This is a genomic window from Flavobacterium sp. LM5 (assembly GCF_002017945.1).
Taxonomy (GTDB): Bacteria; Bacteroidota; Bacteroidia; order Flavobacteriales; family Flavobacteriaceae; genus Flavobacterium; species Flavobacterium succinicans.
Genome location: NZ_MUFX01000004.1, coordinates 339188 through 365874 on the forward strand (window position 1 = coordinate 339188; position 26687 = coordinate 365874).

A 26687-nucleotide genomic window follows, 5' to 3' on the forward strand; every position below is an offset into this window, starting at 1 on the left:
GTCGTTCAAAATGAACGACTTTTTTTTACTCTTTACCCATTAGCTTTTAGTTTTTAAAGCCTCATACTTATCCATCATATCCAAAGCGCGATACAAATTCATTAATAATTTAGAAACATCCGAATTACTTGGATCCAACTTTAAAGCTTTTTCTAAATAAACGACCGCCGATTTAACCAAATCATCTTTTTGATTTTTCAAAACATCATATTGTTTTGCATCTTCAACTGAAGTACCAAGCATCGACATTTTACTTGAAATATCTTTTTTACGATCTAACACAATAGAAGCTAGATCGATATAGTTATCAACATCGTTTGGGTTTAAATCAACAAGTGTCTTATAATTAATTTCAGCATTGGTTAAATCTCCTTTTTCAGCATATAAAAAGGCTATTTTCTTTAAAATTTCGACTTTTTTAGAACTTGCCTTCGTATTACGAGGCTCTATATGTGATCCCTCCTTTACTGACAGATCTCTCTTTCTTAAAGAACTAAAAAGCTCCTCTTGATTTGTGTTTTTATTGACAGCATAATATTCAAGTGCATTTCCGGTGTACTTTAACGATTTCAGTAATTCATAATTTTTTAGAGCTAAATCATATTGTTTAGCATTGAAATAGTTAGAAGCGGCATTATACAATTGAACAGTATCTTTATTATCCATCTCGTAGAGATAAACCATTTTATTTGCCGATTCACTAAAATTTCGAGCATTATTATCCGTAGCAGCACTTATCTCTAATTCATTCTTTAAATCAATAATTCCTTGACGTGCTTGTACTGCATACTTAAATTTATTTGAATCAATTTCAAATACTAAAATCTCTTTGTAGCAAGCTACCGCTAAAGCCATATTTTTCGGTGCATCAATCTTTTTGTTAGCTAAAGCAATATAAGACTTTGCTTTTAAAAAATAAAAATCTGACTTATCCTCTTCTTTAGCATTGATTATAAGATACTCAATACTGTTTAAGATTTGCAATGAGGCTTCTGCATTACCTTTAGTCAATTCAATTTGCGCATCAGCGATTTTCTCTTTTTGAGCAAAACCCGACAGGCTTAAACCGAACACCAAAAGTGTACAAAAATATATTTTTTTCATAATAGAGTAGGTTAACAATAATTGGATTAGTTTGTTACACAGCGTTTTAAAATTTAATATTGGCCAAGAAATTTAAACTAATATTTATTGCAAAATAGAATATTTTTTTGATAAAATTAACACTAGAAAACCCAATATTAAGAGTAATTATGTTTTTACTACTATTTTAACACAAACCACCTTTTTATTACAGCCATAATTACATAATAACCACAAAAAATAGATTAAAAATAATTTATTAAAATAAATACTTTTCTCAGTAATTAAAGCGTACAAAAAAAAAACATATACCCAAACAAAACATATCCAAAAAAGAATAACTTACTAAAATGTTTTTTGGGATATTTTGTTTAACAAAATATCCCAAAAAACATTATTTAAAAAAATCCATAAAAAAAAGAGCAGTTAAAAACGAGGCCACTGAAAAAGTACTTTAAGGAATAAAAGCGATAATTAAAGGAGTAGAAAGCTTAGCTTTCCTGCTCCTTTTTTATTATATTTAGCTGTAATTTTAATATTTTTTAAGTGTTAGTACAGCAACAAACAATACGATTCAGCGAGCATTCTACATTGTATGATTTAATCGTTCCAAAGGAAAATATTTTAAGAAAGATCAATGATTTGATTGATTTTTCCTTTATTTACGACGAGTTATTGAATAAATACCGCGCCGATAATGGGCGTATGGCAGAAAGTCCTGTTCGTATGTTCAAGTATCTGCTTCTTAAAACAATTTATACCGTTTCTGATGTTGATGTAGTAGAGCGTTCGCGTTACGATATGTCCTTTAAATATTTTTTGGACATGAATCCAGAAGACGATGTTATCAATTCTAGTTCGTTGACAAAATTCAGAAGACTGCGTTTAAAAGACACCGATTTATTAAATCTATTGATAAACAAAACGGTAGCCATCGCTATTGAAAAAGGTATCATCCGTTCGAGGTCTATTATCGTTGATGCCACACATACTTTATCAAGATCCAATCCATTTTCAGCTATCGATGTATTGAGAGAACGTTCAAAACTTCTTCGAAAAACAGTATACATCTTTGACGACCAATTCAAAGAACGTATGCCTGAAAAAAATACCGATAATGATTTAGAAAAGGAACTAGCTTATTGCAAAGACTTAGGAAAACGTATCGAAAATGAGCCATCGATAAGTTCAATACCCGCTGTGAAAGAAAAATTAAATCTGCTAAAAGAAACCCTAGAAGATACTCAAGAAAATTTAACGCTATCAAAAGATACCGATGCAAAAATAGGCCATAAATCTGCCGAGAGCTCCTTTTTTGGATACAAGACCCATTTGGCAATGACCCAAGAACGCATCATTACAGCGGCCGTAGTTACATCAGGAGAAAAAGGCGATGGACCGGAATTGCCTAAACTTTTAGAAATTAGTCAAGAAAACGGAATTGATGTTGACACCATTATTGGCGATGCGGCTTATTCTGGAAAAGAAAACCTAAAAATAACAAGTGAACAAAACATTAAAATAGTAGCAAAACTAAATCTATCGATAGCACAAGGATTTAGAAAAGATGAAGATAAATTTGACTACAATAAAGATGCTGATAGGTTTGTTTGCCCAGCAGGACATATGGCAATACGAAAGGCACGAGGGGGAACCAAAGATGTCGGGGCAAATCAAGTAGATACTTATTATTTTGATATCAAAAAATGCAAGTCTTGTCCTTTAAAAGAAGGTTGCTATAAAGATGGAGCCAAAACAAAAACGTATTCGGTATCTATAAAATCAAAATTACATCAAGACCAAATAGATTTTCAAGAAACAGAATATTACAAGGAAAAAGCAAAACATCGATACAAGATAGAGGCTAAAAATAGTGAGTTAAAAAATGTACACGGTTATGAAAGAGCACTATCGTACGGTATAGACAATATGCAAATGCAGGGTGCAATGGCTATTTTTACAGTCAATTTAAAAAGAATACTGAAATTAATGTAGCAAATCAGGTCTACTTCCAGATTCTTCTAAAATGAACTTAGATAAATCGAAATGTAGCCACAATAAAATCTCAAATAAAATTAATCAAAAAGAGAAAACGCTTATAAAAGGAAAGTAAAATTCCAATTATAAGCGTTTTTTTATTGTCTAAAAACAATGCCTATCAAATTCGACGAGGTTTTTCAGTGGCCTCGTTAAAAACTACTCTTTTTTTTATGGATTTTACTCAATTAAAAAATTGATTTAATACTTCTCAAAAGTATCTTAAAAAACAAGTTACCCCTTTGCTTTTAATGCCTCATATTTGTCGGACATATCTAAAGAACGATACAAATTTAACAACAGTTTAGAAACATCTTTATTACTAGGATCTAATTTTAAAGCTTGCTCTAAATATTCAACAGCAGATTTAAGTAAATCATCTTTCTGATTTTTCAAAATATCATATTTTTTCATATCCTCAGCAGAAGTACCAAGCAATGACATTTTGTCAGAATATTCTTTTTTACGATCTAATTTTGCATAGGCCAAATCAACGTATGTCTCGATATCATTTGGATTCAAACTAATAATAGCTTTGTAGTTATTTTCAGCTGTAGAAAGATCTCCTTTTTCAGCATATAAGAAAGCTATTTTCTTTAAAATTTCTACTTTTTTAGAACTCGCCTTAGCATTACGAGGACTTATATGCGACCCTTGTTTTACTCCTAAATCCCTATTACTAGCAGAACCAAAAATTTCTTCTTGATTTGTTGTTTTATTAACCGCATAATACTCAAGAGCGTTACCAGTGTATTTTAACGACTTCAAGAGTTCATAATTTTTCAAAGCTAAATCATACTGTTTAGCATTGATGTAATTAGAAGCGGCATTAAATAAATTAAGAGTATCTTTTTTATCCATCTCATAGAGATAGACCATTTTATTAGCTGCTTCACCAAAATTTTGTGCATTATTATCAGAAGCGGCACTCCTTTCTAATTCATTTTTCAAATCTTTAATTCCTTGTCTTGCTTGTACAGCGTATTTTAATTTACCAGAGTCCACTTCAAATACTAAAATCTCATTGTAACAAGCTACAGCCAAAGCCATGTTTTTTGGAGCATCAATTTTTTTATTCGCTAAAGCTATGTGAGATTTTGCTTTTAAATAATAGTAATCTGACTTGTCTTCCTCCTTTGCATTAGTAATAAGATACTCAATGTCATTTAAAATTTTCAAAGATGCCTCTGCTTTCCCATTGGTTAATTCGGCTTGCGCTTCTGTAATTTTATCTTTTTGAGCAAAACTGGATAAACTTAAACTAAACACTAAAAGTGCATAAAAATATTTTTTTTTCATAGTAGGTGGTTTGAAAATGGTTAGACTTGAATACTTTACAATCTGTTTAAAAGAGTTAATAATTATAAAAAATTATCATTTATTTAACAATGCAAAATAGAATTAAATTTCGATTTTGCAAAAACAATAAAAAATATTTTATAAACTGACTACCTTTTTCAAAGATCAACACAAAAACCACAGATACGATAGCTATTTTTGCACTATAAACATTTTTTACATAAAAAAAGTCGTTTATTATCATAAACGACTTTTTTTTTAACAATAAAAAAATTATTTTTTTTATTTACAACTTTGCTTTTAATTCTTTGTATTCAGCTGTCATTTCTAATGCGCTATATACATTCATTAATGTTTTGGCTACATCTGTATTTTTTGGATCTAACTCAACTGCCTTTTTTAGAAATGGAATCGTACTCTTGAACAATTCTTCTCTTTTTTTCTTAAGCACATCATAACGTTTCATATCATTATTAGAAGTACCCAATTTATTCATTTCATCAATGATTGGCTTTTCATTTTCTAATTTTAATGCAGCGATATTGATATAAGCATTAGTGTAGGCAGGATTAATCTCAATCACTCTGTTGTAATATTTTTCAGCATCAGCGCTATTTTTAGCATTAGCACTCAAAACTCCTAAATTAAAAACTAAATCTGCATCATTTGGATTTTTCAACAAGATGTCTGCAACTAATTTTTTGTAGGTTTCAAAATCTTTTCCTTCTAAATACAAATTAGCTTCTGTTAAAGCTAACGAAGTATCATCTGGATTAGCTTTTCTAGCATCAGCTACAGCTTTTTTAGCTTCGTCAGACTTTCCTTGTTGTACCAATATTAAGGCAACATTTTTGTAGATTTCACCTCTTTTAGAAGGAATAACTTCTGTTCTTGGTTTTTCATGCGTACCTAATTTAATCATACGGTCTCTCTCTGCAGCAGTCAAATACATATCTTCTTGAGAAGTCAATTTGTTTACAGCAAAATAATTAGTGCCTTTACCAGAATAATTTAGCTTTTTTAATTCATCATAATTACTCAAAGCCGCATCATAATTTTTTGAATTAACATAAGTTGACGCAGCATAATACAAATTGATAGTGTCTTTTTTATCTAATTGATAAGCATCATATAATTTTTTTGCAGCCACTTCGTATTTATCCACTTTAGAATCAGCAATGGCTTCATTAATCAATTTGTATTTAATATCGATTACAGATTTAGCTGCCTGAGAGGTATACTTAGACTTACCAGAGTTTTTTTCAACTTCAATTAATTCTTGAAATGCTGCTGCGGCAAGTGATAAATTAGCATCTTTATCTACACTTTTGTTTGCTAAATCTAGTGTTACATTTCCTTTAACAAAATAATATTGTGCTTTTTCAGCATCAGTAGCATTTACTATAACCGATTCAGCATCTAACAAGATACTTTTTGCCTCGTCTGATTTCCCTGCTTTTAATGCTTTCTCAGCTGCTTTAATTTGATCTTTTTGTGCAAAAGTAGCTACTGATATCAGCATAGCTGATGCAAGCATTACATATTTACTTTTCATGGTATTTAATGTTTAAAATTTATTGATTTAATTATTATTCTTCATTATCTTCATCCTCTTCTGTTTCTGATTCGTCATTCAGAACCTCCTCTTCTTCTTCGTCTTCCTCATCGTCCATTGGAGCATCTTCAAGAACTTCCATTACAGGTTTTACGCGTTCAACGGCTGAGTTTTCTGCATTTTCATCAGCATCATCTTTCATAACTTTAGTAACGGCCGCAATGGAATCGTTTCCTTTTAAGTTAATCAACTTGACTCCTTGAGTAGCACGTCCCATAACTCGTAAATCCTCAATAGCCATTCTAATAGTCAATCCTGATTTATTAATGATCATTAAATCATCAGCATCAGTAACAGCATTAATTGAGATTAGGTTCCCTGTTTTCTCAGTAATATTCAGCGTTTTTACACCCTTACCACCGCGATTCGTGATACGATACACTTCTTCGCCATCTTCATCCACAAGTTTAGTACGCTTACCATATCCATTCTCGGTAACAACTAAAATTTGTGACTCATTTATATTATCTTTATCAACAGTAACCATTCCGATCACTTCATCGGTTTCATCTTTAAGGGTAATACCACGAACCCCAGAGGCCGTTCTTCCCATTGGTCTAGTTTTCGTTTCTTCAAAACGCACTAATTTTCCAGATTTAACCGCTAATATAATTTGACTTTCTCCATTGGTTAACTTCGCTTCTAATAATTCATCACCCTCTTTTATAGTGATTGCTGCAACTCCATTAACACGCGGTTTAGAATATTTCTCTAATGAGGTCTTTTTAACCTGACCTTGTTTAGTGACCATGATTAAATTATGACTATTTATGTAGTCTTTATCTTTTAAATCTTGAGTACAAATATACGCTTTTACCTTGTCATCACTTTCAATGTTTACTAAATTTTGAATAGCTCTTCCTTTAGCGGTTTTTGTTCCTTCAGGAATTTCATAAACTCTCATCCAGAAACATTTACCTTTTTGAGTAAAGAACATCATGTACTGATGATTGGTAGCAACAAACATATGTTCCAAGAAATCTTGATCTCTAGTTCCGGCACTTTTTTGTCCTACTCCTCCTCTATTTTGAGTTTTGTATTCACTCAAATTAGTTCTTTTAATATATCCAGCATGTGATATAGTAACTACCACACTTTCATCTGCAATTAAATCTTCAATACTAACATCGCCACCAGAGTACTCAATTAAAGAGCGACGGGCATCACCATATTTGTCTTTAATTTCGTTTAGTTCTTCTTTTATCAAAGCTGTTCTTAGGTTAACATCAGCTAATAAAGCACGTAAATGATCAATCAATTTCATGATTTCTTCGTACTCAGCTCTCAATTTATCTTGCTCTAGTCCTGTTAACTGACGTAGACGCATTTCAACAATTGCTCGAGCCTGAATGTCAGAAAGTTTGAATCGCTCAATTAATTTCTCTCTTGCTTCTTCGGTGTTTTTTGAAGCTTTAATTAAGGCAATTACTTCATCAATATTATCAGAAGCTATAATCAATCCTTCTAAAATATGAGCACGTTCCTCCGCTTTTCTAAGCTCGTATTTAGTTCTTCGGATTACTACATCGTGACGGTGCTCTACAAAATAGTGAATCAAATCTTTTAGATTCAACATTTGCGGTCTACCATTTACTAGAGCAATATTGTTTACACTGAATGAAGATTGTAACTGAGTATATTTATACAAAGTATTCAATACAACGTTTGGCGTTGCATCTCGTTTTAATATATATACGATACGCATACCATTTCTATCCGACTCATCACGAATATTGGCAATACCCTCTATTTTCTTTTCGTTTACCAAATCAGCAGTACGTTTGATCATATCTGCTTTGTTGACTTGATATGGAATTTCGGTCACAATAATTGATTCTCTTCCATCCACTTCTTCAAAACCAACTTTGGCACGCATTACTACACGACCACGACCTGTTTTGAAAGCTTCACGCACTCCTTCATAACCATAAATAATTCCACCTGTTGGAAAATCGGGGGCTTTAATATGAGTAATTAATTCGTCGATTTCAATTTCATTATTATCAATATATGCCAAAGTTCCATTGATAACTTCCGTAAGATTGTGTGGAGGCATATTTGTAGCCATACCTACAGCAATTCCAGTAGCACCATTAATCAATAACGTTGGCACTCTTGTAGGCATCACTTTGGGCTCATACAAAGTATCGTCAAAATTCAATTGAAAATCAACAGTTTCCTTCTCAATATCAGCCATGATTTCTTCTGAAATCTTACGCATTCTAGCTTCAGTATAACGCATAGCAGCAGGGCTATCGCCATCAACAGAACCAAAATTACCTTGTCCATCTACCAAAAGATAACGCATACTCCATTCTTGAGCCATACGTACCATAGCATCATACACAGAGGTATCTCCGTGTGGATGATACTTTCCTAATACTTCCCCGACAATTCTCGCGGACTTTTTATGGGCTTTATTTGAAAATACTCCTAAATCATACATACCATAAAGTACTCTTCGATGTACAGGTTTTAGACCATCTCTAACATCAGGAAGTGCTCTGGATACAATAACCGACATCGAATAATCGATGTAAGCTGATTTCATTTCATCTTCTATGTTAATAGGAATTAACTTTTCTCCTTCAGACATAAGTTGTTATATTAAATAATTATATTAATTTCAAAACGTGCCAATATACGGCTTTCTGAACTTTTTACAGCCGTTTTAACAGTCAAATTTCTCTAATTTATTAACAATAAAAAAACATTAGTTCCAGCATAAATTTGACACTTTATCGCTATGATTTTATCATTATTTTTTGTCAATTAGCTGTCACTTGATTTTACTCGGAATGATTTTTGTTTTAGATAGTAAATCAGTAAATTTACAATTAATAAAATTATATCATATGGATGACAATTTTTCCCCTAGAGTTAAAGATGTTATTACGTACAGTAAAGAAGAAGCCTTGAGATTAGGACATGACTTTATTGGTACAGAGCATTTAATGTTAGGTATTTTGAGAGATGGTAACGGAAAAGCAATCCATATTCTAAACAATTTGGATGTAGATTTAGATCATTTACGTCGAAAGGTTGAAATTCTTAGCCCTTCTAGCCCAGTAAGTCTTGAAATCAATCTCGAAAAGAAGAACCTTCATTTGACTCGTCAAGCAGAAAGAGCACTAAAAACAACATTTTTAGAAGCTAAAGTATTTCAAAGTACCTCAATTAGTACAGCACATTTATTATTATGCATTTTACGGAATGAAAACGATCCTACAACCAAGCTACTAAATAAGCTAAAAATTGATTATGATGTAGCCAAAGAACAATACTTAAATATGACTCCAAACGAAAATGAATTCATAGATAACTTGCCCAAAAACGAATCTTACAATGACGATTCAGGACAAGATGACAGTTTTAAAGAAGGTAGCTTCAATACACCTGCCAACAAAACCAATAAAAAATCTAAAACTCCAGTATTGGACAATTTTGGTAGAGATTTAACCGAAATGGCCGAAGAAGGAAAACTAGACCCTGTTGTTGGACGCGAAAAAGAAATTGAGAGAGTATCTCAAATCTTAAGTCGTCGCAAAAAAAACAACCCTTTATTAATCGGTGAACCTGGAGTTGGAAAATCTGCTATAGCAGAAGGACTGGCTTTAAGAATCATTCAAAAAAAGGTGTCTCGTATTTTATTCAATAAGCGCGTGGTCACCCTTGATTTAGCCAGTTTAGTAGCCGGTACTAAATACAGAGGTCAATTTGAGGAACGCATGAAGGCCGTAATGAATGAATTGGAAAAAAATGACGATATCATTTTATTCATAGACGAAATTCACACTATTGTTGGCGCTGGTGGCGCTACAGGGTCTCTTGATGCCTCAAACATGTTCAAACCAGCTTTAGCACGTGGAGAAATCCAATGCATTGGAGCGACTACTTTAGATGAATACCGTCAGTATATTGAAAAAGATGGTGCATTAGAAAGACGTTTTCAAAAAGTTATTGTTGAACCTACTTCCGTAGAGGAAACCATTACCATTTTGAATAATATCAAAGATAAATATGAATCACACCACAACGTAACCTATTCAGACGAGGCGATTGAAGCGTGTGTAAAATTAACCGATCGTTATATGTCGGAACGTTTTTTACCAGACAAAGCGATTGATGCATTAGACGAAGCTGGCTCAAGAGTGCACATTACCAATATTGAGGTACCAAAACAAATTTTGGATTTGGAACGTCAATTAGAAGACGTAAGAGAGCTAAAAAATCTAGTGGTTAAAAAACAGAAGTACGAAGAGGCTGCAAAACTTCGTGATGACGAAAAACGCATCGAAAAAGACCTAGCCATTGCACAAGAACAATGGGAAGAAGATTCTAAAAACAACAGAATCAACGTAACCGAGGACAATGTTGCCGATGTGGTATCGATGATGACTGGAATTCCTGTAAACCGAATTGCACAAACAGAAAGCAATAAGTTAGCTAAATTACCAGAATTGATTCAAAACAAAGTTATTGGTCAAAATGATGCTGTATTAAAAATCGCCCGTTCGATACAAAGAAATAGAGCTGGATTAAAAGATCCAAATAAACCCATTGGTTCCTTTATTTTCTTAGGACAAACTGGTGTTGGAAAAACTCAATTAGCCAAAGTATTGGCCAAAGAATTATTTGATTCCGAAGACGCTTTAATTCGAATTGATATGAGCGAATACATGGAGAAATTTGCCATTTCACGATTAGTTGGCGCACCTCCAGGCTATGTTGGTTATGAGGAAGGTGGACAATTAACCGAGAAAGTAAGAAGAAAACCTTACTGCGTTGTTTTGTTAGATGAAATCGAAAAAGCGCATCCAGACGTATTCAACATGATGCTTCAAGTATTGGATGACGGCTACTTAACAGACAGCTTAGGTCGTAAGATAGATTTTAAAAACACTATTATCATAATGACTTCTAATGTAGGAGCCCGACAACTTAAAGATTTTGGTCAAGGCGTTGGTTTTGGCACTGCCGCAAAAGTTGCACAAGCTGAAGATCATTCAAAAAGTGTTATTGAAAATGCCTTGAAAAAAACATTTGCTCCTGAATTTTTAAACCGAATTGATGATGTTATTGTTTTCAACTCATTAGAAAAATCAGATATTGACTTGATTATCGAAATTGAGTTGAAAAAACTATACGAAAGGGTTAAAGAATTAGGCTACACTTTAAATCTCTCGGATACTGCCAAATCATTTATCGCTGAAAAAGGTTTTGACAAACAATTTGGAGCAAGACCCTTAAAGAGAGCTATTCAAAAATATGTAGAAGATACATTGGCTGAAGAAATTATCACTTCTAAAATCAATGTTGGTGATGAGATATTCATGGACATTGAAGAAGGAGCTTCCGAATTAACTGTTCAAGTCAAAAAAACAGAAGAAGCTAACAATCAATAATTTACATTTACAAATATTCACTAGCCCGTTGCGTTATTTTTTAACTCAGCGGGCTAATTATTTATTTTTATTTAACATTAATAAAAAACAAAAAGGTATTTTTGATTTTTATTAAATACAATTCCTCTATGTTAGAAAACAAATTAATTCTTGGTAGCGAAGAGTGGTGTACTTTTCCTGATTTAGATATTCCTACCATAAAAGCCAGAGTAGATTCTGGCGCAAAAACATCTGCACTTCACGCGATCAACATTGCTCCTTTTATAAAAAACGATAGTAATTGGGTAAAATTTGACATCAACCCTATTCAAAACAACAATAAAACTGTCATTCACTGTGAAGCGCCACTAATTGACAAACGGATTGTAAAAAGTTCGAGCGGTTACAGAGAACAACGATATGTGATTCAAACTTTATTAAAAATTGGGGACGATACCTGGCAAATTGAAATGACCTTAACAAATAGAGATTCTATGGGATTTCGAATGTTATTGGGCAGAGAAGCCATGAGTGGTCGTGTCTTAGTAGATCCAGAACAAAAGTATTTATTAGGCCAACCCTCAAGTGACAATTTAAAGGAATTGTATAAAAACGCTGAAAAAGCAAGTTCAGGCTTGCGAATTGGAGTTTTAGCTAGTAATCCTGAATTGTATAGCAACAAAAGAATCATGGAAGCCGGCGAAATGAGAGGGCACGAAATGCACTTCTTAAACATCAAAGAATGCTACATGAAATTAGATGCCAAAACACCTGAAATTCATTATCGTGGGGGCAAAATATTGAATCAATTTGATGCGATTATTCCTAGAATTAGACCTAGCATCACGTTTTATGGCTGTGCCTTAACCCGTCAATTTGAAGCATTGAAAGTTTTTTGCTTGAATTCATCTACAGCCATAACACAATCTAGAGACAAGCTTTTTTCATTACAACTTTTACTAAATAATGGTGTAGATATTCCAACCACAGGTTTTGCTAACTCTCCGCTAGACACGGATGATTTGATTAAAATGGTAGGTGGATCACCTTTAATTGTCAAACTTTTAGAAGGCACACAAGGAAAAGGTGTCGTGCTAGCTGAAACAAAAAAAGCAGCAGAAAGTGTAATCAATGCTTTTAAAAGTTTAAATGCTAACATCTTAGTACAAGAATTCATCAAAGAAGCCAATGGAAAAGACATTCGTTGTTTTGTCATTGACGGAAAAGTTGTTGCCGCCATCCAAAGAGAAGCAATGCCTGGCGAATTTAGAGCCAATATCCACTTGGGAGGCACCGCTTCTATCGTTAAAATTACGAGCGAAGAAAAGAAAATTGCTATTAAAGCAGCAAAAGCAATGGACTTGAAGGTGGCCGGAGTAGATATCATTCGATCTTCAAAAGGTCCTTTATTGTTAGAAGTCAATTCCTCTCCCGGACTTGAAGGTATTGAGGGCGCTACTAATAAAGATATTGCAGGAGAAATGATCAAAGCCATAGAAAAGAACTTTAAAAACAAGCCGCTTTTTTAACAAAACCATAACAAGTATTCTAATTACTTCATGAACTGATTATTTTTATAAAAAGTTTATGAAGTTTTTTTTTAGATACCTACCAAACGCAAAACAATAAAAAAAGTATTGGATCCAACTTTATTACACGAAAAAAGCATCGAAAATTAAGTAGCTATTACCAATAAAAAATTCATTTTATAAAAAAAACAAGCCATTCTAATGCTCATTTTTAACTAATTTGAAAAATATAGTCAACATTCCATAGAAGTTTAAAACCTCAAGATTAAGTGATAAAAAAAATGTAAATTTGAGAATATTGATACTTAAATAGTAGAATACAAGAATCTTACAAAAATAAACTTAATAACCATGGAAATTTTAACAAACAACAAGTCTTTTATAGAAGGAAATTGGAACACAACAATAGATGTATACGATTTTGTTGTAAAAAACATTACTCCTTATCAAGGAAACGCTGAATTTTTATCTGGTCCATCTACCAGAACCAAAAAATTATGGGAAGCTTGCAAATTACAATTATTAAAAGAAAGACAAAACAATGGTTGTTTAGCAATTGATACTGAGACTATTTCAAACATTACAGCTTTTGGTCCTGGATATATAGACAAAGAAAACGAAACTATTGTAGGTTTACAAACTGACGTTTTACTTAAAAGAGCAATGAAACCTTTTGGCGGAATCAAATTAGTAGAATCAGCCGTAAGAGAAAAAGGATTAGAAGTTTCTCCAAGAGTTTCAGATATTTTCAATTATGCTAAAGATCACAATCAAGCTGTTTTTGATGCCTATGATGCTGAAATCAAAACCTTCCGTTCTAAACACGTTTTAACAGGTTTACCTGATAACTATGCTAGAGGAAGAATCATTGGCGATTTTAGACGTTTACCTCTTTATGGTGCTGATGCTTTAATTCAAGCAAAAAAAGCTGATTTTACTGCTGTTTCAGGTGAAATGAGTGAGCACAAAGTACGTTTAAGAGAAGAGATCACAAGCCAGATCAAAGCATTACAAGACATGAAAACAATGGCCCAATCTTACGGGGTCGATATTTCAAAACCAGCTGTAACTGCTTATGAAGCAGTACAATTTACTTACTTAGCTTATCTAAGTGCTGTAAAAGAACAAGATGGAGCTGCGATGTCATTAGGTAACGTTTCTTCATTTATCGACATTTATATCGAAAGAGACCTTGAATCTGGTTTAATTACAGAAGAAGAAGCACAAGAATTCATTGACCAATTCGTAATGAAACTTCGTATTGTGCGTCATTTACGCCCAGGTGCATATGATGAAATCTTCGGAGGAGATCCAACATGGGTTACAGAAGCTATTGGTGGACAATTTCATGATGGAAGAACTAAAGTAACTAAAACTTCTTTCCGTTTCCTTCAAACACTTTACAACTTAGGAGCTTCACCTGAACCAAATTTAACTATCCTTTGGTCACAAAACCTTCCAAAAGGATTTAAAGATTTCTGTGCTCAAGTATCTATTGACACTTCATCTTTACAATATGAGAATGACGATTTGATGAAATCCAACAGAGGTTCTGATGATTACGGAATTGCTTGTTGTGTTTCCTACCAAAAAATCGGAAAATCAATACAACATTTTGGAGCTCGTGCCAACTTACCAAAAGCCCTTTTGTTATCATTAAATGGAGGTCGCGAAGAAGCTCATGGCGCTTTGGTGATTAATAACATTCCAGAAATGAAAGATGAAGTATTGGATTACGATACAGTATTTGCATCATTCAAAAAAACAATGGCAGAAGTAGCAAGAGTGTACGCTAAGTCTATGTACATTATTCACTACATGCATGATAAATATTACTACGAAAGAGCACAAATGGCTTTGATCGATAGTGATCCAGCTATTGATATTGCTTATGGTGCAGCAGGTATTTCTATCATTGCCGATTCATTATCTGCCATTAAATATGCCAAAGTAAAACCTATCCGAAACGAACAAGGTTTAACTGTAGATTTTGATATCGAAGGGGATTTCCCAAAATTCGGTAACGATGATAACCGTGTAGATGATATTGCAATTGAAATTACCAATATTTTCGTAGAAGAATTAAGAAAACACAAAACATATAAAAACGCTACCCCAACTCTTTCTTTACTTACTATTACTTCGAATGTAATGTATGGAACCAATACTGGAGCAACACCAGATGGTAGAAAAGGTGGAGAAGCATTTGCTCCAGGAGCCAATCCAATGCACGGAAGAGATGTTAACGGTGCGATTGCATCATTAAACTCTGTAAGTAAATTAGATTACAATGATGCACAAGATGGTATTTCATACACCTTCTCAATGGTTCCAAAATCTTTAGGAACAACAAAAGAAGATCAAATAACCAATTTAACAACTACATTGGATGCTTATTTTGGTAGAGATGCACACCATTTAAATGTAAATGTTTTGAATAGAGAAACATTAATGGACGCCTACGAAAATCCAGAAAATTATCCTCAATTAACTATTCGTGTATCTGGATATGCTGTAAACTTTGTACGTTTATCAAAAGCGCACCAATTAGAGGTTATTAGCAGAACTTTCCACGAAAGAATGTAATTTTCGATGTAATAATTATTTTTAAATAATTAATTTTAGACCTGTTTAGACTAATACTCTAAACAGGTTTTTTAATACTAAAATGTAAACCTATGTACTTCCCAGAACAACCCAATCATGATGAGGCTTTAAATATTGATAATATAGATTCACTACGCATTCATTCCTTAGAAACTTTCGGAACTCATGATGGTCCTGGCATTCGGATGGTCGTATTTACACAAGGATGTCAATTTCGCTGTTTGTATTGTCAAAACCCTGACACATTAGACATACATGGTGGTAAATTTGTCACCGTTGATGAACTTGTAGCCAAAGCCGAAAATCAAAAACTTTTTTTCGGAACCACTGGTGGTGTAACTGTGTCTGGTGGTGAACCTTTGCTTCAAAGAGCTAAATTAATTCCGTTTTTTGACAAATTACACGAAAAAGGAATTCATACGTGTTTAGATTCTAACGGTCGTGTTCTGGATGATCAAACTAAGGAATTGTTAGATAAAACAGACGTTTTGCTATTGGATGTAAAACACATCAACAACGATTGGCATAAAAAACTTACCGGTTTAAAAAACAAAATAACGTTAAAAGTAGCCAAATACAGAGAGGAAACAGGAAAACCAATGTGGTTACGATACGTATTGGTCCCTGGATGGACCGATCAAGAAGAATACTTACATGAATGGGGGCAATATTTTGCAAATTTCAAAACTGTTGAAAAAGTAGAAATTATTCCTTTCCATCAAATGGGTAAACATAAATGGGAGTTACTAAACTTTGATTATGCTTTGGCAGACGTACCTTCGCCATCAGAGGAAATGCTTCATAAAACCGCGACTATTTTTAATCAATATTTTAAAAACGTTATCGTCAGATAAACAAAAATTACATAATTTAACCTCACTTTTTTCATAATGTCCAAAAATAAATATTTAATGGTAATTGCAGGAATGGTAATGCAATTGTCCATCGGTTCTATTTATGCCTATAGCAAATGGATTGAACCACTAGCCACAGAATTAAATTGGAATGCGCACGATACCAAAACCGCCTTCAGCTTAGCGATATGCTTTTTGGGATTAACTGCTGCATTTATGGGCAAATTTGCTCAAAAAATTGGCCCTACAAAAGCAGGAATGATAGGTGCCTTTTTTATGTTCATAGGTCTAATAGGAAGCAGCTTTGCCGTTTCAGTTAACTCCATCGCCTTATTTTATCTTACTTTTGGTGTACTACAAGGCGTAGGACTAGGTTTTGGCTATGTAGTACCAGTGTATACGGTTGTAAAATGGTTTCCTGAAAAACCAGGATTAGCATCAGGTATCATCATCATGTCTTTTGCACTGGGATCTTTACTAGCTTCCTTTATCATAAGTCCGTTATATCTATCCATGGGATTATCCAAAACTTTTTTGGTATTAGGGGCTATATATGGCATTTGCATGCTTTTGAGTGCTTTGTACCTTGCTAATCCTAAATGTGACAATAAATCAAGTCATTCGTCTGTTGTTTTAACTGCAAAAGACATTGTAACCGACCCTAAATTTATTGCACTTTGGCTGTTACTATTCTTAAATGTCTGTGGTGGAATTGCAATCATTTCGAAAGCATCCATTTTAGGTGAAGAAATAGTTGGCATGTCAGCTAGTCAATCCACCCTGTTTGTGGCTATCATTGGCTTATTTAATGGTCTAGGGCGATTGTTTTGGTCCAGTATCTCAGATAAGATTGGTTGTTGGTCAACCTTCATGATTTTTTTGACTGTAAATATGATTTGTTTTGCTTTGATTCCTATTGTAGCTACAAATAATACTTCATTTCAAATAGTCACATATATTATTATTGCTGGTTATGGCGCTGGTTTTTCAACCATGCCTTCGTTTGTAAAGTCCATTTATGGTGCTGATAATTATGGACAAGTACTAGGCTATATTTTAACCGCTTGGTCGGCCGCTGCTTTTGTTGGACCAATACTCTTGGGATTGACTCATGAAATCACGATTTTCTATCTATTCTCGCTTTTAATCGGAATGGCTTTATTGGTTGGCTTTTGGCTAAAAAAGTTGATTTGATCTTGAAAATATACTCATAAAAAAAAGCGCTCAAATAAATAAAATATATTTTTGAGCGCTTTTTTTTATGATTTTTCACAAAACGCATCCATTTAGAATTTATGAATCACTTTTGTGATTACCAATTTTTAAACGGATGCTCACTCAAAAAGCCGTTGTAATAGCGATGATTATTGGTAACTTCCTCTCCAAACCATTCAGGTTTGAGAAAGGTTTCTGTTTCAGATGATAGTTCAATTTCTGCCATTACCAAGCCTTCATTTTCACCATAAAAAACATCTACTTCAATGACGTGATTTCCGGATTGTACCTCATAGCGCGTTTTATCAATGGTTCCTTTCTCGCACAAACGCATCAATTGCTGTGCTTCTTCAACAGGAATTTCTTTCTCCCATTCAAAACGCGACAAACCACTTTCATTACCTTTTCCTTTGATGGTCAAAAAACCTTTATCTCCTTTTATTCTCACTCGAACTGTTCGCTCTGGGTTTTTGCTAATATATCCCTGAGCTATTCGATTATGAGCAAAAGCTTGCGAAATAAAATCGTTTGAAGTAACCAAAAATTTTCTTTCTATTTCTATCATCTAGACTATTTTAATTATGAAAAAATGGCTTTATCAAAATGCCAATTTGCATCTTTTCTATACCAAAGCTGCCCCTTTTCGACTTCCAAAGGACAATCAAAATTATTGGTATACAGAGCTCCAGTTCCTAAACCCTGAGGCATTTTTGAATTTTGAAGATACGTCCATTGCGCAATCGCATTCAAACCAATATTGCTTTCTAAAGCTGATGTAATCCACCAACCAATATTATATTTATCAGCTAGACTAATCCATTCTTGAGTTCCTCTGAAACCACCCACAAAACTAGGTTTCAAAATGATGTATTGTGGTTGAATATCTTTTAGTAATTGCTCTTTGTCAGCAAGAGAAAACACACCAATTAATTCTTCGTCTAAAGCAATAGGAAATGGAGTGGTTTTACATAGTTCTGCCATAGTGACAGCATTGTTTTTAGCTATCGGCTGCTCAATACTATGTAGTTTAAAATCAGCTAACTGATTTAATTTATATAAAGCTTCATTTGAATCAAAAGCGCCATTTGCATCCACTCTAATTTCTATTTGATTTTCGGAAAAATGAGTACGAATATACCCCAATAAAGCCAGCTCTTTATCAAAATCAATGGCTCCGATTTTAAGTTTTATACAACTAAAACCTTGTGCAATTTTTTCTTCTATTTGGGCCTTCATAAAAGAAGGTTCGCCCATCCACACAAGTCCATTAATCACTATAGATTGTGTGCCTGAGGCAAAATCAGAAGGAAAAAGCAAAAATGGATTTTCGCTTTTGAGCGACAAAAAAGCCATTTCGACACCAAATTGAATGGAAGGAAATTCCATTAAAGCTTCCCACAAAGCGCGCTCTCCTAAGTGAACATTTTCACAAACCCACTGCAATTTGGTTTCGTAATCAGGACGGTCATCGGCACTTAAACCTCTAAGAATCCCGCACTCTCCTATTCCCCATTTTCCATCTTCTTCCAACAACAGAAACCAAGTTTCCTTCGTGGTCATTACACCGCGAGACGTTCCTGATGGTCGTTTAAAATCAAGTAAGTATTTGTGATAGGTTGCTTTCAAAATTGTGTCTTTCTAAACTGTTCTGTGTATTTTATTTATACTCTACTTTTTCTTGCTTCCCCTTTTGGTACTAACAAGACTGAATCATCCTTTGTATTACAAATTATCACAATAATACAAAGACTAAAGAAACTTTCTAATAAGGCTAATTCCAAACTATTTCTTTCTAGCGGTTATATTCAGGTTTTATTTTAGTTTTTCAATTAACCTTTTTTCAATTCTAAAGATTAAATGAAAGACATAATCGAAATAGGCTTTTGCATTATCATTAGCAAATCTTTCCATCTGAATTGCCTGAAATGTCGGGATTATCTTCTGATTTATACTAATTTCTATTAATTTTTCATTTGGATTAGAAAAATTTCCTTGAAACATTTTTGAATCATTTGGTAAATCGGATAAAATTATACTTGAATCTGCGTGAGAAAAGCCATTCCGCATTAACACCCTAATGGTATCGAACAAAAAGTTCTTTTCTTTATCAGTAATGAGTCCAAACTTCTTACATCTTTCAATTGAATTTGCTAAATCAATTGAGCCGTGTTTGCTATTAGGCTCTTGAAAAGCAACATTTAAATTTTCAATCAAAGGCTCGATTCCAGTTTCATTATTGATTAATGCAAGCTTTAAAAGTCTTTCCAATAAATTATTTGTTAGTGTTATTGAAGCTCTATTCAATTCAAGAAGTAGGCATTTATTTATTTCAAAGATTAGCGTATCAAACTCAAAAAAAACTTCAAGATTGAAATCAAAGTATTTTGATAGTTCGGGAAAATTTTTATCTATTTTTTCTTTAAAATCATTATTGAAAACTTCTTTATTCATTTGAGTAATTTTAAACTTTTATATTTCATCTAAATATGCCTAATAACACTAAATTGTTTCTTCTCACTAAAATTAAAAAACAATTTCCATTGCTAAGTCTAATTAAAAAGACTCAATACCCTTTCAAAATCATCAGATTTAATTCCTAGTTTTTGAAAGGTTTCGAAATCCACTTTTGTATTTTCAACCCAACTCAAACTATCGGTGACATTTTGATTTTGGTACTTTTTGTAAATCGCTTTGGCAGATTTGTAGTTGTCATTTAATAAATAAGCGTGGGCTAAATTCAACTTAATTAACAACTCTGTGTCGTCTAAGCGTTCGCCGTCTTGCAAAAATTTAATGGCTTTGCCGTATTGTTTGGTCAACAAATAACTGGTTCCAATAGCATTATAATCTTGCACTTTGCCTTTGCCATCATTGATAATCATCTTTAGTTTGGTAATGGCTTCGCCGTGTTTCCCTTGTTTAGCTAATTGGCTCGCCTGCTTTCTTGCGTCTGCATAGGTTGTATTGGACACACTAGATTCACCAAAACAGCTGTTACCAAAATCTTTAAAAGCTTTGTTACGCTCTTCTTTTAGCAACTTTTGAAATTCCGAGTGGGTGTATTTGTTTTGGATTTTGTCTAAAACACAAACACAAAAATCATCCGAATTGGTCATTTTTTGCGCCATTGTTGAGGTTTTACACTGCTCAATAATGTTTTTACGATTGCTTGCGCTCCAGCCACGGCTTAATTTGTAGTCAACCCAAGGCACAACTTCTAACACAATTTTTTGCTTCATTATCCAATTCTTGCTTTCGAAACCAAACCAAATGGCATTGGATTGCAAACAAGTTGATTTATCTGTCGATAAGCGCTTGGCGTCTTTGCTCAAAGGGGTTTCTTGCAAAAAACAAGCCTCTGTGGTACTACCCGTCTTTTGATAGTTTGTAGAAGCAGCATTTGAAGAAAAAATAGCGTATTGACATTTATCATCGCCAGAGATTTTAGACAAAATAAACACTGCACCCGCAGAACCTTGACTAATTCCTGTAGGGTCTGGAATGGATTTTAGTACTGAAACCAAGCTTCCCGCCATTTGTTGGTTTTCGTCTAGTAACGTAATGCGATACACGACTTCTGTGGTTCCGATGGGTAAATCTTCTGTTTTGATGATGATTCGGTCTCTTGCGGAAACTATAATTTCTTTGGAAGTAGCTCTTTCTTTGTCCCAATAGCCCGTTTTTTGAGCTAGAAGTGATGGAGAACAACAAAATACTGTAAAAAGTAAAAGGAATGTTTTTTTAATCATAATCCAATGGCATATTTTTTAACCACATAGAAACATAGAATTTATTATTCTTTTTAAAAGTAACCAATAGACGTTTTACTCTTCACATAGTTATTCTATGCGAAAAATTATCCTATTTCTATTGATTCTTTAGCGGATTAGCATTTTTCTATGATCCTATGTGGTTTTTTTTTGTTAGAATTTCACTCAACGAGCAAACAGTATTAAAATATAAAAACAAAGCGTGATGAATGCACTCGACCCTAGCCCTGATGGGAACGGCATCCTTTACTGCCGGGGTTCGGCAGTAAAGATATAGTGGACAGCAGGACACGAGCGAAGCGAATTGACGAAGTAAACAGCTCCTAACTCTTACTATATCAAATAACTATAATTCTATCGACTCGCCAATGGATAAAAGCATTAGGTCTTTTCCTTTGTCGAAAAACTTCTTGATGGCTTGTTCGTGATTGATTTCTATGAAACCAAAAGTATCAAAATGACAGCCTAACACTTTGTCGCATTCTACAAAATCCGAAGCAATAATGGCGTCTTCTATATCCATCGTAAAGCAATCTCCAATTGGGAAAATCGCTAAATCTAGTTTGGTTCGCATTGGGATTAATTTCATATCCATTGTTAGTGCCGTATCGCCAGAGATGTAGATGTTTTTGTGTTCCCCTTCGATTACAAATCCACCAGGATTCCCACCGTAAGTTCCGTCTGGGAAGGCGCTTGAGTGAACCGCAGCCACGTACTTTACTTTTCCGAAATCGAAAGTCCAGCTTCCGCCATGATTCATAGGATGGAATTTTAGTTCTTTGGCACCGAAATAATTGGCTATTTCCCAATTGGAAACAATCACAGCATCGGTGCGTTTAGCAATAGCCTCGACATCTTGCACATGGTCAAAATGAGCATGGGTAATCAAAATGTAATCTGCTTTTAGTTCATTCACATTGATATGGCTAGCTTTTGGGTTTCCGGTGATAAATGGATCTACCAAAATATGCTTTCCTGCCACTTCAATTCCAATACAAGCGTGTCCGTAGAATGTAATTTTCATAATTTAATAATTAAAGATTGAAAGATTGAAAGAAGCCTTTTATCGACCACCCATAAAAGTATTCACAATAACGTCTGAGAAGAAATAAATCATACATAATGAAAAAAGCACTGACAAAAAGAAAGTACTTAAGGCTATTTTTTTCAGTTCAGGATCTAATTCTTTAGGGTTGGTATTTTTTTTCACCGTATCCAAATGTTTTACCAAAGGGTAATAGGCTAATAAAAACAAGTATTGGTCAATATTAAAATTATTGAGTAAGGCAAAGACAACAAACACTACCATTGCAGTGATAATTAGAAAGTAATGGTATTTTTTGGCCTTTTCGCCGCCCATTTGTACCACGATTGTATTCTTTCCAGATTTTCTATCCGAAGCTTCGTCTCGCATATTGTTTAAGTTAAGCACCGCGACACTCAATAATCCGATGCCAATGGCAGGCAAAAATAAATCGAAATCCAATTGTTTAGAATACAAAAAGTTAACTCCTAGCGTGCTTACCAATCCGAAGAATATAAATACAAAAACGTCTCCGTATCCGCGATATCCATAGGCAGATGTTCCCACTGTATATTTGATGGCTGAGGCGATAGCCAAAACCCCAAGTACTAAATAGAACAACGAATACACAAAATTGGTGTCTCCAAAAGCAATATAAATTAATGTAATGGCTGATAAAAGTGTAAGTATAGAAGTGATGATTATGGCACGCTTCATCGCTGGCGCAGAAATCACTCCACTTTGAATGGCACGTTTAGGCCCTACTCTATCTTCGTTATCGGTGCCTTTTACGCCATCTCCATAATCGTTGGCAAAGTTTGACAATACTTGCAGCCCCAAAGTGGTAAGCAAAGCAAAGCCTAAAATAGACCAATTGAACACTTCGGTTGGTGTTAAAATAGCTTCTGTTGGATGCGCTAAGGCATACATACTCCCCACAATTATTCCCGATACGGATAATGGTAAAGTTCTTAATCGTGCGGCTTGAATCCAGTGTTTCATTTTTTATTCTTATTTATTTATTTTTAAAAAAAATTAAAGATATGATTTAAGCAAAATTACTTGTCTTGCATATTCTAACCTCTAAGATATTTCTTTTATTACTTTACATCCAATTGCTATCGGATGTTTCTATTTCATACAACCAAAGATTAACATATTGTTGTATTGCTGTAAAATTACCTAATTGAAAATTAATTTTACCTCCAGCAGTATGTAAAGTTAAGGAACCAATATTACTATTTTTATGCCATAAAAGTTGTGAAGTTGTAATTGCTTGTATTTTACTTGGTATAATAATTCTATTCGTTATATCCCATGCCCCACTTTGAAGAATAATAAAATCTTTATTTATAAAAAGTCGGTTGTTTTTATAAGAGAAGAACTGAATCGTACCAACGAAAACAATACTAAAAAAAACTAAAAAATCAACTTGAGACAACTCTGCAATTAAAAAATCTCTTGTAAAAGAGAATACCAAAAGCGGAAGCCCAATGGTTAAGAAGGCTGCAAAACCTAGTTTTCTAAAATTCGGCTTTAGCATGATTTCCTTTTCAGGAATTTTATGGAACAATAATTTCAAAATAGCCTCTTTTTCTAGTTGATTACAACCTGGAATTTCAATGGCTAGTTTATGATTTTCTTTTTCACCACTTGTAGCTTGATTTATTCTAAGATGCAAAACATTCATTTTTTTTTGAAAGAAGTTCTGTGTTATACTAGTCATTTGGACCTTTGCGGGTTTTACAATAGTAGCTTTAGTATTCAACAAGCCATAAGTGAGCAACAATGAACCTTTTTCTCTTGAGATTTTATAATTAAAGAAAGTAAAAACTATTCTTGTTAAATTGATTGAAACGACTGCAAGGATAACAAAGCTGAATAAAGAAAGGAAGGCAGTTAATACTGTACTTTCTTCAACATAATCTTCAAGATTTTCATCATTCAAAACATTTCGTCCTGTAAATTGTTTAATATGGTCGAAAACAGTGATAAAAAAAGCCAATAAAACAAAAAAACTTTTTATGTAATTGGAGGTAACTCCCATCTTCAACAAACTCAATAAACTAATCTTTATAAACTCAGATTCATTTTTAGCCGTTTTTTCAGTTGATAACGTATTTTCTACATGAATCGAATCCTCTTTACCAAGCTCCCTTGAACCTTCATTTTCTAGCAATCGACTCTTTAAATGCAGTGCCAATTCATATGTTATTGCTTTGATATTAGCTTCTTTCTTAGTAGATCCTGCAGTATCAACATCCAATTCATAAACATCAACGATTTTTTGTATTAAGGACTGATTAATATTAACTTGTTGAATCTTATGAAGTTGAATAGTTGTTTTGGTTTTATTAAAAACGCCCTCATTAATTATGAACTCATTATTTTCTTGATCAATATAGAATGTAAAGTTCCAATATTTCAAATAAGAGACCAAACCAACCATTGCTATAAAAAAAACTATTCCACCAATTAATAGATAGATTTTATTTGCGTCATTAAATTTATAAATCCAAAGCAATAAAATGGGCCAAAATGCTTTTACAAATCCTTGAAGAGTAAAAACAAACATTATTAGAACACCGGCTAAAGATTGTCGTTGAGGCTGATTAAAGTCGGTAATCATTTACAACTGTTTTTGAATTTTCCCCATCAATAATTGTTTAATATTTTCGGCCTGCATTTTTGCTATTCCAGGTATTTCTATATCACTTGAACCACCTCCAGCTGTAAAAATCTCTAGATTTGCTAAACCAAAAAATCTAGAAATCATCCCTTCATTTATTGAGACATGTTGTATTCTATTATACGGAATTACATGTGTATTTGTCGCTATAATGCCATATCTAAACAACAGGTCATGATTCCTAAATGCGAATCTTTTTTTCATGAAACTAAGTCTAGAAATAAAAAGTACTAAAAATACCAATACCGTATATAGTAAATAAATTTCAGTGACAAAATCCGCAAGGTCTTCATTATAGAATAGGACAACCCCAATTATTACACCAATTATCAAAAATAAAACCATCAAATTTATCAAGGTTACCTTCCAATAGTTGGGATGCAATACAGAAAAATCTACTTCTTCAAATTTTGGAAGCTGAGAGGTATCAATAACATCGTTTGTGAAATCTTTCATTTATTTTCAAAATTAAAAATTGAAGGTTTCAAAATATAAAAAATTGAAACCTCAAACCTATAAATTACAAAAGTACCTCCCTTCTAAGGCAACCATTTCTTTTCGAAATTTGGTTTGCGTTTTTCTAGGAATGCATTTCTACCTTCTTTGGCTTCTTCGGTCATGTATGCCAAACGAGTGGCTTCGCCTGCAAAGACTTGTTGTCCTACCATACCGTCATCGGTTAGATTCATGGCGAATTTTAGCATTTTGATCGCCATTGGTGATTTTGCTAATACTTCTTGTGCCCATTGGTAAGCGGTTTCTTCTAATTCATCATGAGGAATAACAGCATTGACCATGCCCATTTCAAAAGCTTCTTGAGCAGAATAATTACGTCCTAAAAAGAATATTTCACGCGCTTTTTTCTGCCCTACCATTTTGGCCAAGTACGCTGAACCATAACCGCCATCAAAACTAGTTACATCGGCATCCGTTTGTTTGAAAATAGCGTGTTCTTTACTAGCTAAAGTCATATCACAAACTACATGTAAACTGTGTCCACCACCAACAGCCCATCCTGGCACTACCGCAATAACAACTTTTGGCATAAAACGGATAAGACGTTGTACTTCTAGAATGTTCAAACGATGTTGACCATCATCTCCCACATAGCCTTGATGACCTCTTGCATTTTGGTCACCACCACTGCAGAAAGAATACACTCCATCTTTGGTAGAAGGACCTTCGGCAGATAACAAGACTACTCCAATAGAAGTATCTTCTTGTGCATCATAAAAAGCTTGATATAATTCAGCAGTTGTTTTGGGTCTGAAAGCGTTGCGAACATTGGGTCTGTTGAATGCAATTCTGGCCACACCATTGCATTTTTTATACGTGATATCTTCAAATTCTCTAGCGGTAATCCATTCCATTAGTTACAATTTTAAATTTTAGTGTAAAAATAAAGCATTTTTCTATTTTAAACTATTCTAATTGAATAAGCTTTGATAATCCTAATCTGACGAATCTTTTTGAAATGTTAAAATTGGTCAGAAATTCAGTTTTTTAACAAACACGAACTAAAAAAATGAGTACTTTTAATTATTGCTAATCAGCGTTGTACTTCTTTTTTTGAGCTTAGAT

General features: G+C 33.5%; 19 protein-coding genes. 6 read left to right on the forward strand and 13 right to left on the reverse strand.

Annotated features, from left to right (window positions below; translation table 11 throughout):
* Positions 1-39: 39 nt before the first annotated feature.
* Positions 40-1104 (reverse strand): lipopolysaccharide assembly protein LapB, encoded by a 1065-nt coding sequence (locus tag BXU11_RS13705; protein WP_078212922.1) that lies wholly within the window; start codon positions 1102-1104, stop codon positions 40-42.
* Between the two features lie 525 nt (positions 1105-1629).
* Between BXU11_RS13705 and BXU11_RS13710 the strand changes: the two genes are divergently transcribed.
* Positions 1630-3078, forward strand: coding sequence for an IS1182 family transposase (locus tag BXU11_RS13710; RefSeq protein ID WP_078212923.1), 1449 nt, complete (start codon positions 1630-1632; stop codon positions 3076-3078).
* A 276-nt stretch (positions 3079-3354) separates the two neighbouring features.
* Here the strand turns inward: BXU11_RS13710 and BXU11_RS13715 are convergent, their stop codons facing one another.
* The 3 genes from BXU11_RS13715 to gyrA all read right to left on the reverse strand — a co-directional run bounded on the left by BXU11_RS13715 (position 3355) and on the right by gyrA (position 8630).
* Positions 3355-4419, reverse strand: a complete 1065-nt coding sequence (locus BXU11_RS13715) for a hypothetical protein (RefSeq protein WP_074917750.1) — start codon at positions 4417-4419, stop codon at positions 3355-3357.
* A 286-nt stretch (positions 4420-4705) separates the two neighbouring features.
* Positions 4706-5974, reverse strand: coding sequence for a tetratricopeptide repeat protein (locus tag BXU11_RS13720; protein ID WP_024982685.1), 1269 nt, complete (start codon positions 5972-5974; stop codon positions 4706-4708).
* A 34-nt stretch (positions 5975-6008) separates the two neighbouring features.
* Positions 6009-8630 carry a DNA gyrase subunit A gene (gene gyrA, locus BXU11_RS13725; protein ID WP_078212924.1) on the reverse strand — a complete coding sequence of 874 codons (2622 nt, stop codon included), beginning with the start codon at positions 8628-8630 and terminating at the stop codon, positions 6009-6011.
* 259 nt (positions 8631-8889) lie between these two features.
* On the opposite strand from gyrA, the gene BXU11_RS13730 reads away from it, so the two are divergent.
* The 5 genes from BXU11_RS13730 (at position 8890) to BXU11_RS13750 (ending at position 17602) form a co-directional block, all read left to right on the forward strand.
* Positions 8890-11439: an ATP-dependent Clp protease ATP-binding subunit gene (locus BXU11_RS13730; protein ID WP_024982683.1), complete on the forward strand. Its 2550-nt coding sequence runs from the start codon at positions 8890-8892 to the stop codon at positions 11437-11439.
* 128 nt (positions 11440-11567) lie between these two features.
* Positions 11568-12947, forward strand: coding sequence for a 30S ribosomal protein S6--L-glutamate ligase (gene rimK, locus BXU11_RS13735; RefSeq protein ID WP_024982682.1), 1380 nt, complete (start codon positions 11568-11570; stop codon positions 12945-12947).
* 351 nt (positions 12948-13298) lie between these two features.
* A complete protein-coding gene (gene pflB, locus BXU11_RS13740) occupies positions 13299-15533 on the forward strand; it encodes a formate C-acetyltransferase (protein WP_078212925.1) in 2235 nt (744 codons plus the stop codon).
* A gap of 92 nt (positions 15534-15625) precedes the next feature.
* The gene (gene pflA, locus BXU11_RS13745) at positions 15626-16408 is read left to right on the forward strand and encodes a pyruvate formate-lyase-activating protein (protein WP_078212926.1); all 783 of its coding nucleotides are present in this window, start codon (positions 15626-15628) and stop codon (positions 16406-16408) included.
* Between the two features lie 36 nt (positions 16409-16444).
* Positions 16445-17602, forward strand: a complete 1158-nt coding sequence (locus tag BXU11_RS13750; RefSeq protein ID WP_078212927.1) for an OFA family MFS transporter — start codon at positions 16445-16447, stop codon at positions 17600-17602.
* A 118-nt stretch (positions 17603-17720) separates the two neighbouring features.
* On the opposite strand, the gene BXU11_RS13755 is transcribed toward BXU11_RS13750, so the two are convergent.
* The 9 genes from BXU11_RS13755 to BXU11_RS13795 all read right to left on the reverse strand — a co-directional run bounded on the left by BXU11_RS13755 (position 17721) and on the right by BXU11_RS13795 (position 26476).
* Entirely contained in the window at positions 17721-18188 is a 468-nt protein-coding gene (locus tag BXU11_RS13755) for a CYTH domain-containing protein (RefSeq protein WP_078212928.1), read from the reverse strand.
* A 14-nt stretch (positions 18189-18202) separates the two neighbouring features.
* Positions 18203-19249, reverse strand: a complete 1047-nt coding sequence (locus BXU11_RS13760; RefSeq protein ID WP_078212929.1) for an o-succinylbenzoate synthase — start codon at positions 19247-19249, stop codon at positions 18203-18205.
* Positions 19250-19435: 186 nt separating this feature from the next.
* Complete coding sequence (locus BXU11_RS13765; protein ID WP_078212930.1) at positions 19436-20074, reverse strand: hypothetical protein; 639 nt, start codon at positions 20072-20074, stop codon at positions 19436-19438.
* 98 nt (positions 20075-20172) lie between these two features.
* Complete coding sequence (locus BXU11_RS13770; protein WP_078212931.1) at positions 20173-21372, reverse strand: tetratricopeptide repeat protein; 1200 nt, start codon at positions 21370-21372, stop codon at positions 20173-20175.
* A 367-nt stretch (positions 21373-21739) separates the two neighbouring features.
* Entirely contained in the window at positions 21740-22417 is a 678-nt protein-coding gene (locus BXU11_RS13775) for a metal-dependent hydrolase (protein ID WP_024982519.1), read from the reverse strand.
* 39 nt (positions 22418-22456) lie between these two features.
* Positions 22457-23419, reverse strand: a complete 963-nt coding sequence (gene menA, locus BXU11_RS13780; RefSeq protein WP_078212932.1) for a 1,4-dihydroxy-2-naphthoate octaprenyltransferase — start codon at positions 23417-23419, stop codon at positions 22457-22459.
* 103 nt (positions 23420-23522) lie between these two features.
* Positions 23523-25046 carry a PH domain-containing protein gene (locus BXU11_RS13785; RefSeq protein ID WP_078212933.1) on the reverse strand — a complete coding sequence of 508 codons (1524 nt, stop codon included), beginning with the start codon at positions 25044-25046 and terminating at the stop codon, positions 23523-23525.
* The gene (locus BXU11_RS13790; protein ID WP_078212934.1) at positions 25047-25562 is read right to left on the reverse strand and encodes a PH domain-containing protein; all 516 of its coding nucleotides are present in this window, start codon (positions 25560-25562) and stop codon (positions 25047-25049) included.
* Between the two features lie 83 nt (positions 25563-25645).
* Complete coding sequence (locus tag BXU11_RS13795) at positions 25646-26476, reverse strand: 1,4-dihydroxy-2-naphthoyl-CoA synthase (protein ID WP_078212935.1); 831 nt, start codon at positions 26474-26476, stop codon at positions 25646-25648.
* Positions 26477-26687: the final 211 nt, after the last annotated feature.

What these genes read in the sequence shown, in the direction of transcription:
- BXU11_RS13705 (WP_078212922.1), bottom strand. Translation starts at nt 1,104, where the DNA reads ATGAAAAAAATATATTTTTGTACACTTTTGGTGTTCGGTTTAAGCCTG.
- BXU11_RS13715 (WP_074917750.1), bottom strand. Translation starts at nt 4,419, where the DNA reads ATGAAAAAAAAATATTTTTATGCACTTTTAGTGTTTAGTTTAAGTTTA.
- BXU11_RS13720 (WP_024982685.1), bottom strand. Translation starts at nt 5,974, where the DNA reads ATGAAAAGTAAATATGTAATGCTTGCATCAGCTATGCTGATATCAGTA.
- gyrA (WP_078212924.1), bottom strand. Translation starts at nt 8,630, where the DNA reads ATGTCTGAAGGAGAAAAGTTAATTCCTATTAACATAGAAGATGAAATG.
- BXU11_RS13730 (WP_024982683.1), top strand. Translation starts at nt 8,890, where the DNA reads ATGGATGACAATTTTTCCCCTAGAGTTAAAGATGTTATTACGTACAGT.
- rimK (WP_024982682.1), top strand. Translation starts at nt 11,568, where the DNA reads ATGTTAGAAAACAAATTAATTCTTGGTAGCGAAGAGTGGTGTACTTTT.
- pflB (WP_078212925.1), top strand. Translation starts at nt 13,299, where the DNA reads ATGGAAATTTTAACAAACAACAAGTCTTTTATAGAAGGAAATTGGAAC.
- pflA (WP_078212926.1), top strand. Translation starts at nt 15,626, where the DNA reads ATGTACTTCCCAGAACAACCCAATCATGATGAGGCTTTAAATATTGAT.
- BXU11_RS13750 (WP_078212927.1), top strand. Translation starts at nt 16,445, where the DNA reads ATGTCCAAAAATAAATATTTAATGGTAATTGCAGGAATGGTAATGCAA.
- BXU11_RS13755 (WP_078212928.1), bottom strand. Translation starts at nt 18,188, where the DNA reads ATGATAGAAATAGAAAGAAAATTTTTGGTTACTTCAAACGATTTTATT.
- BXU11_RS13765 (WP_078212930.1), bottom strand. Translation starts at nt 20,074, where the DNA reads ATGAATAAAGAAGTTTTCAATAATGATTTTAAAGAAAAAATAGATAAA.
- BXU11_RS13770 (WP_078212931.1), bottom strand. Translation starts at nt 21,372, where the DNA reads ATGATTAAAAAAACATTCCTTTTACTTTTTACAGTATTTTGTTGTTCT.
- BXU11_RS13775 (WP_024982519.1), bottom strand. Translation starts at nt 22,417, where the DNA reads ATGAAAATTACATTCTACGGACACGCTTGTATTGGAATTGAAGTGGCA.
- menA (WP_078212932.1), bottom strand. Translation starts at nt 23,419, where the DNA reads ATGAAACACTGGATTCAAGCCGCACGATTAAGAACTTTACCATTATCC.
- BXU11_RS13785 (WP_078212933.1), bottom strand. Translation starts at nt 25,046, where the DNA reads ATGATTACCGACTTTAATCAGCCTCAACGACAATCTTTAGCCGGTGTT.
- BXU11_RS13790 (WP_078212934.1), bottom strand. Translation starts at nt 25,562, where the DNA reads ATGAAAGATTTCACAAACGATGTTATTGATACCTCTCAGCTTCCAAAA.
- BXU11_RS13795 (WP_078212935.1), bottom strand. Translation starts at nt 26,476, where the DNA reads ATGGAATGGATTACCGCTAGAGAATTTGAAGATATCACGTATAAAAAA.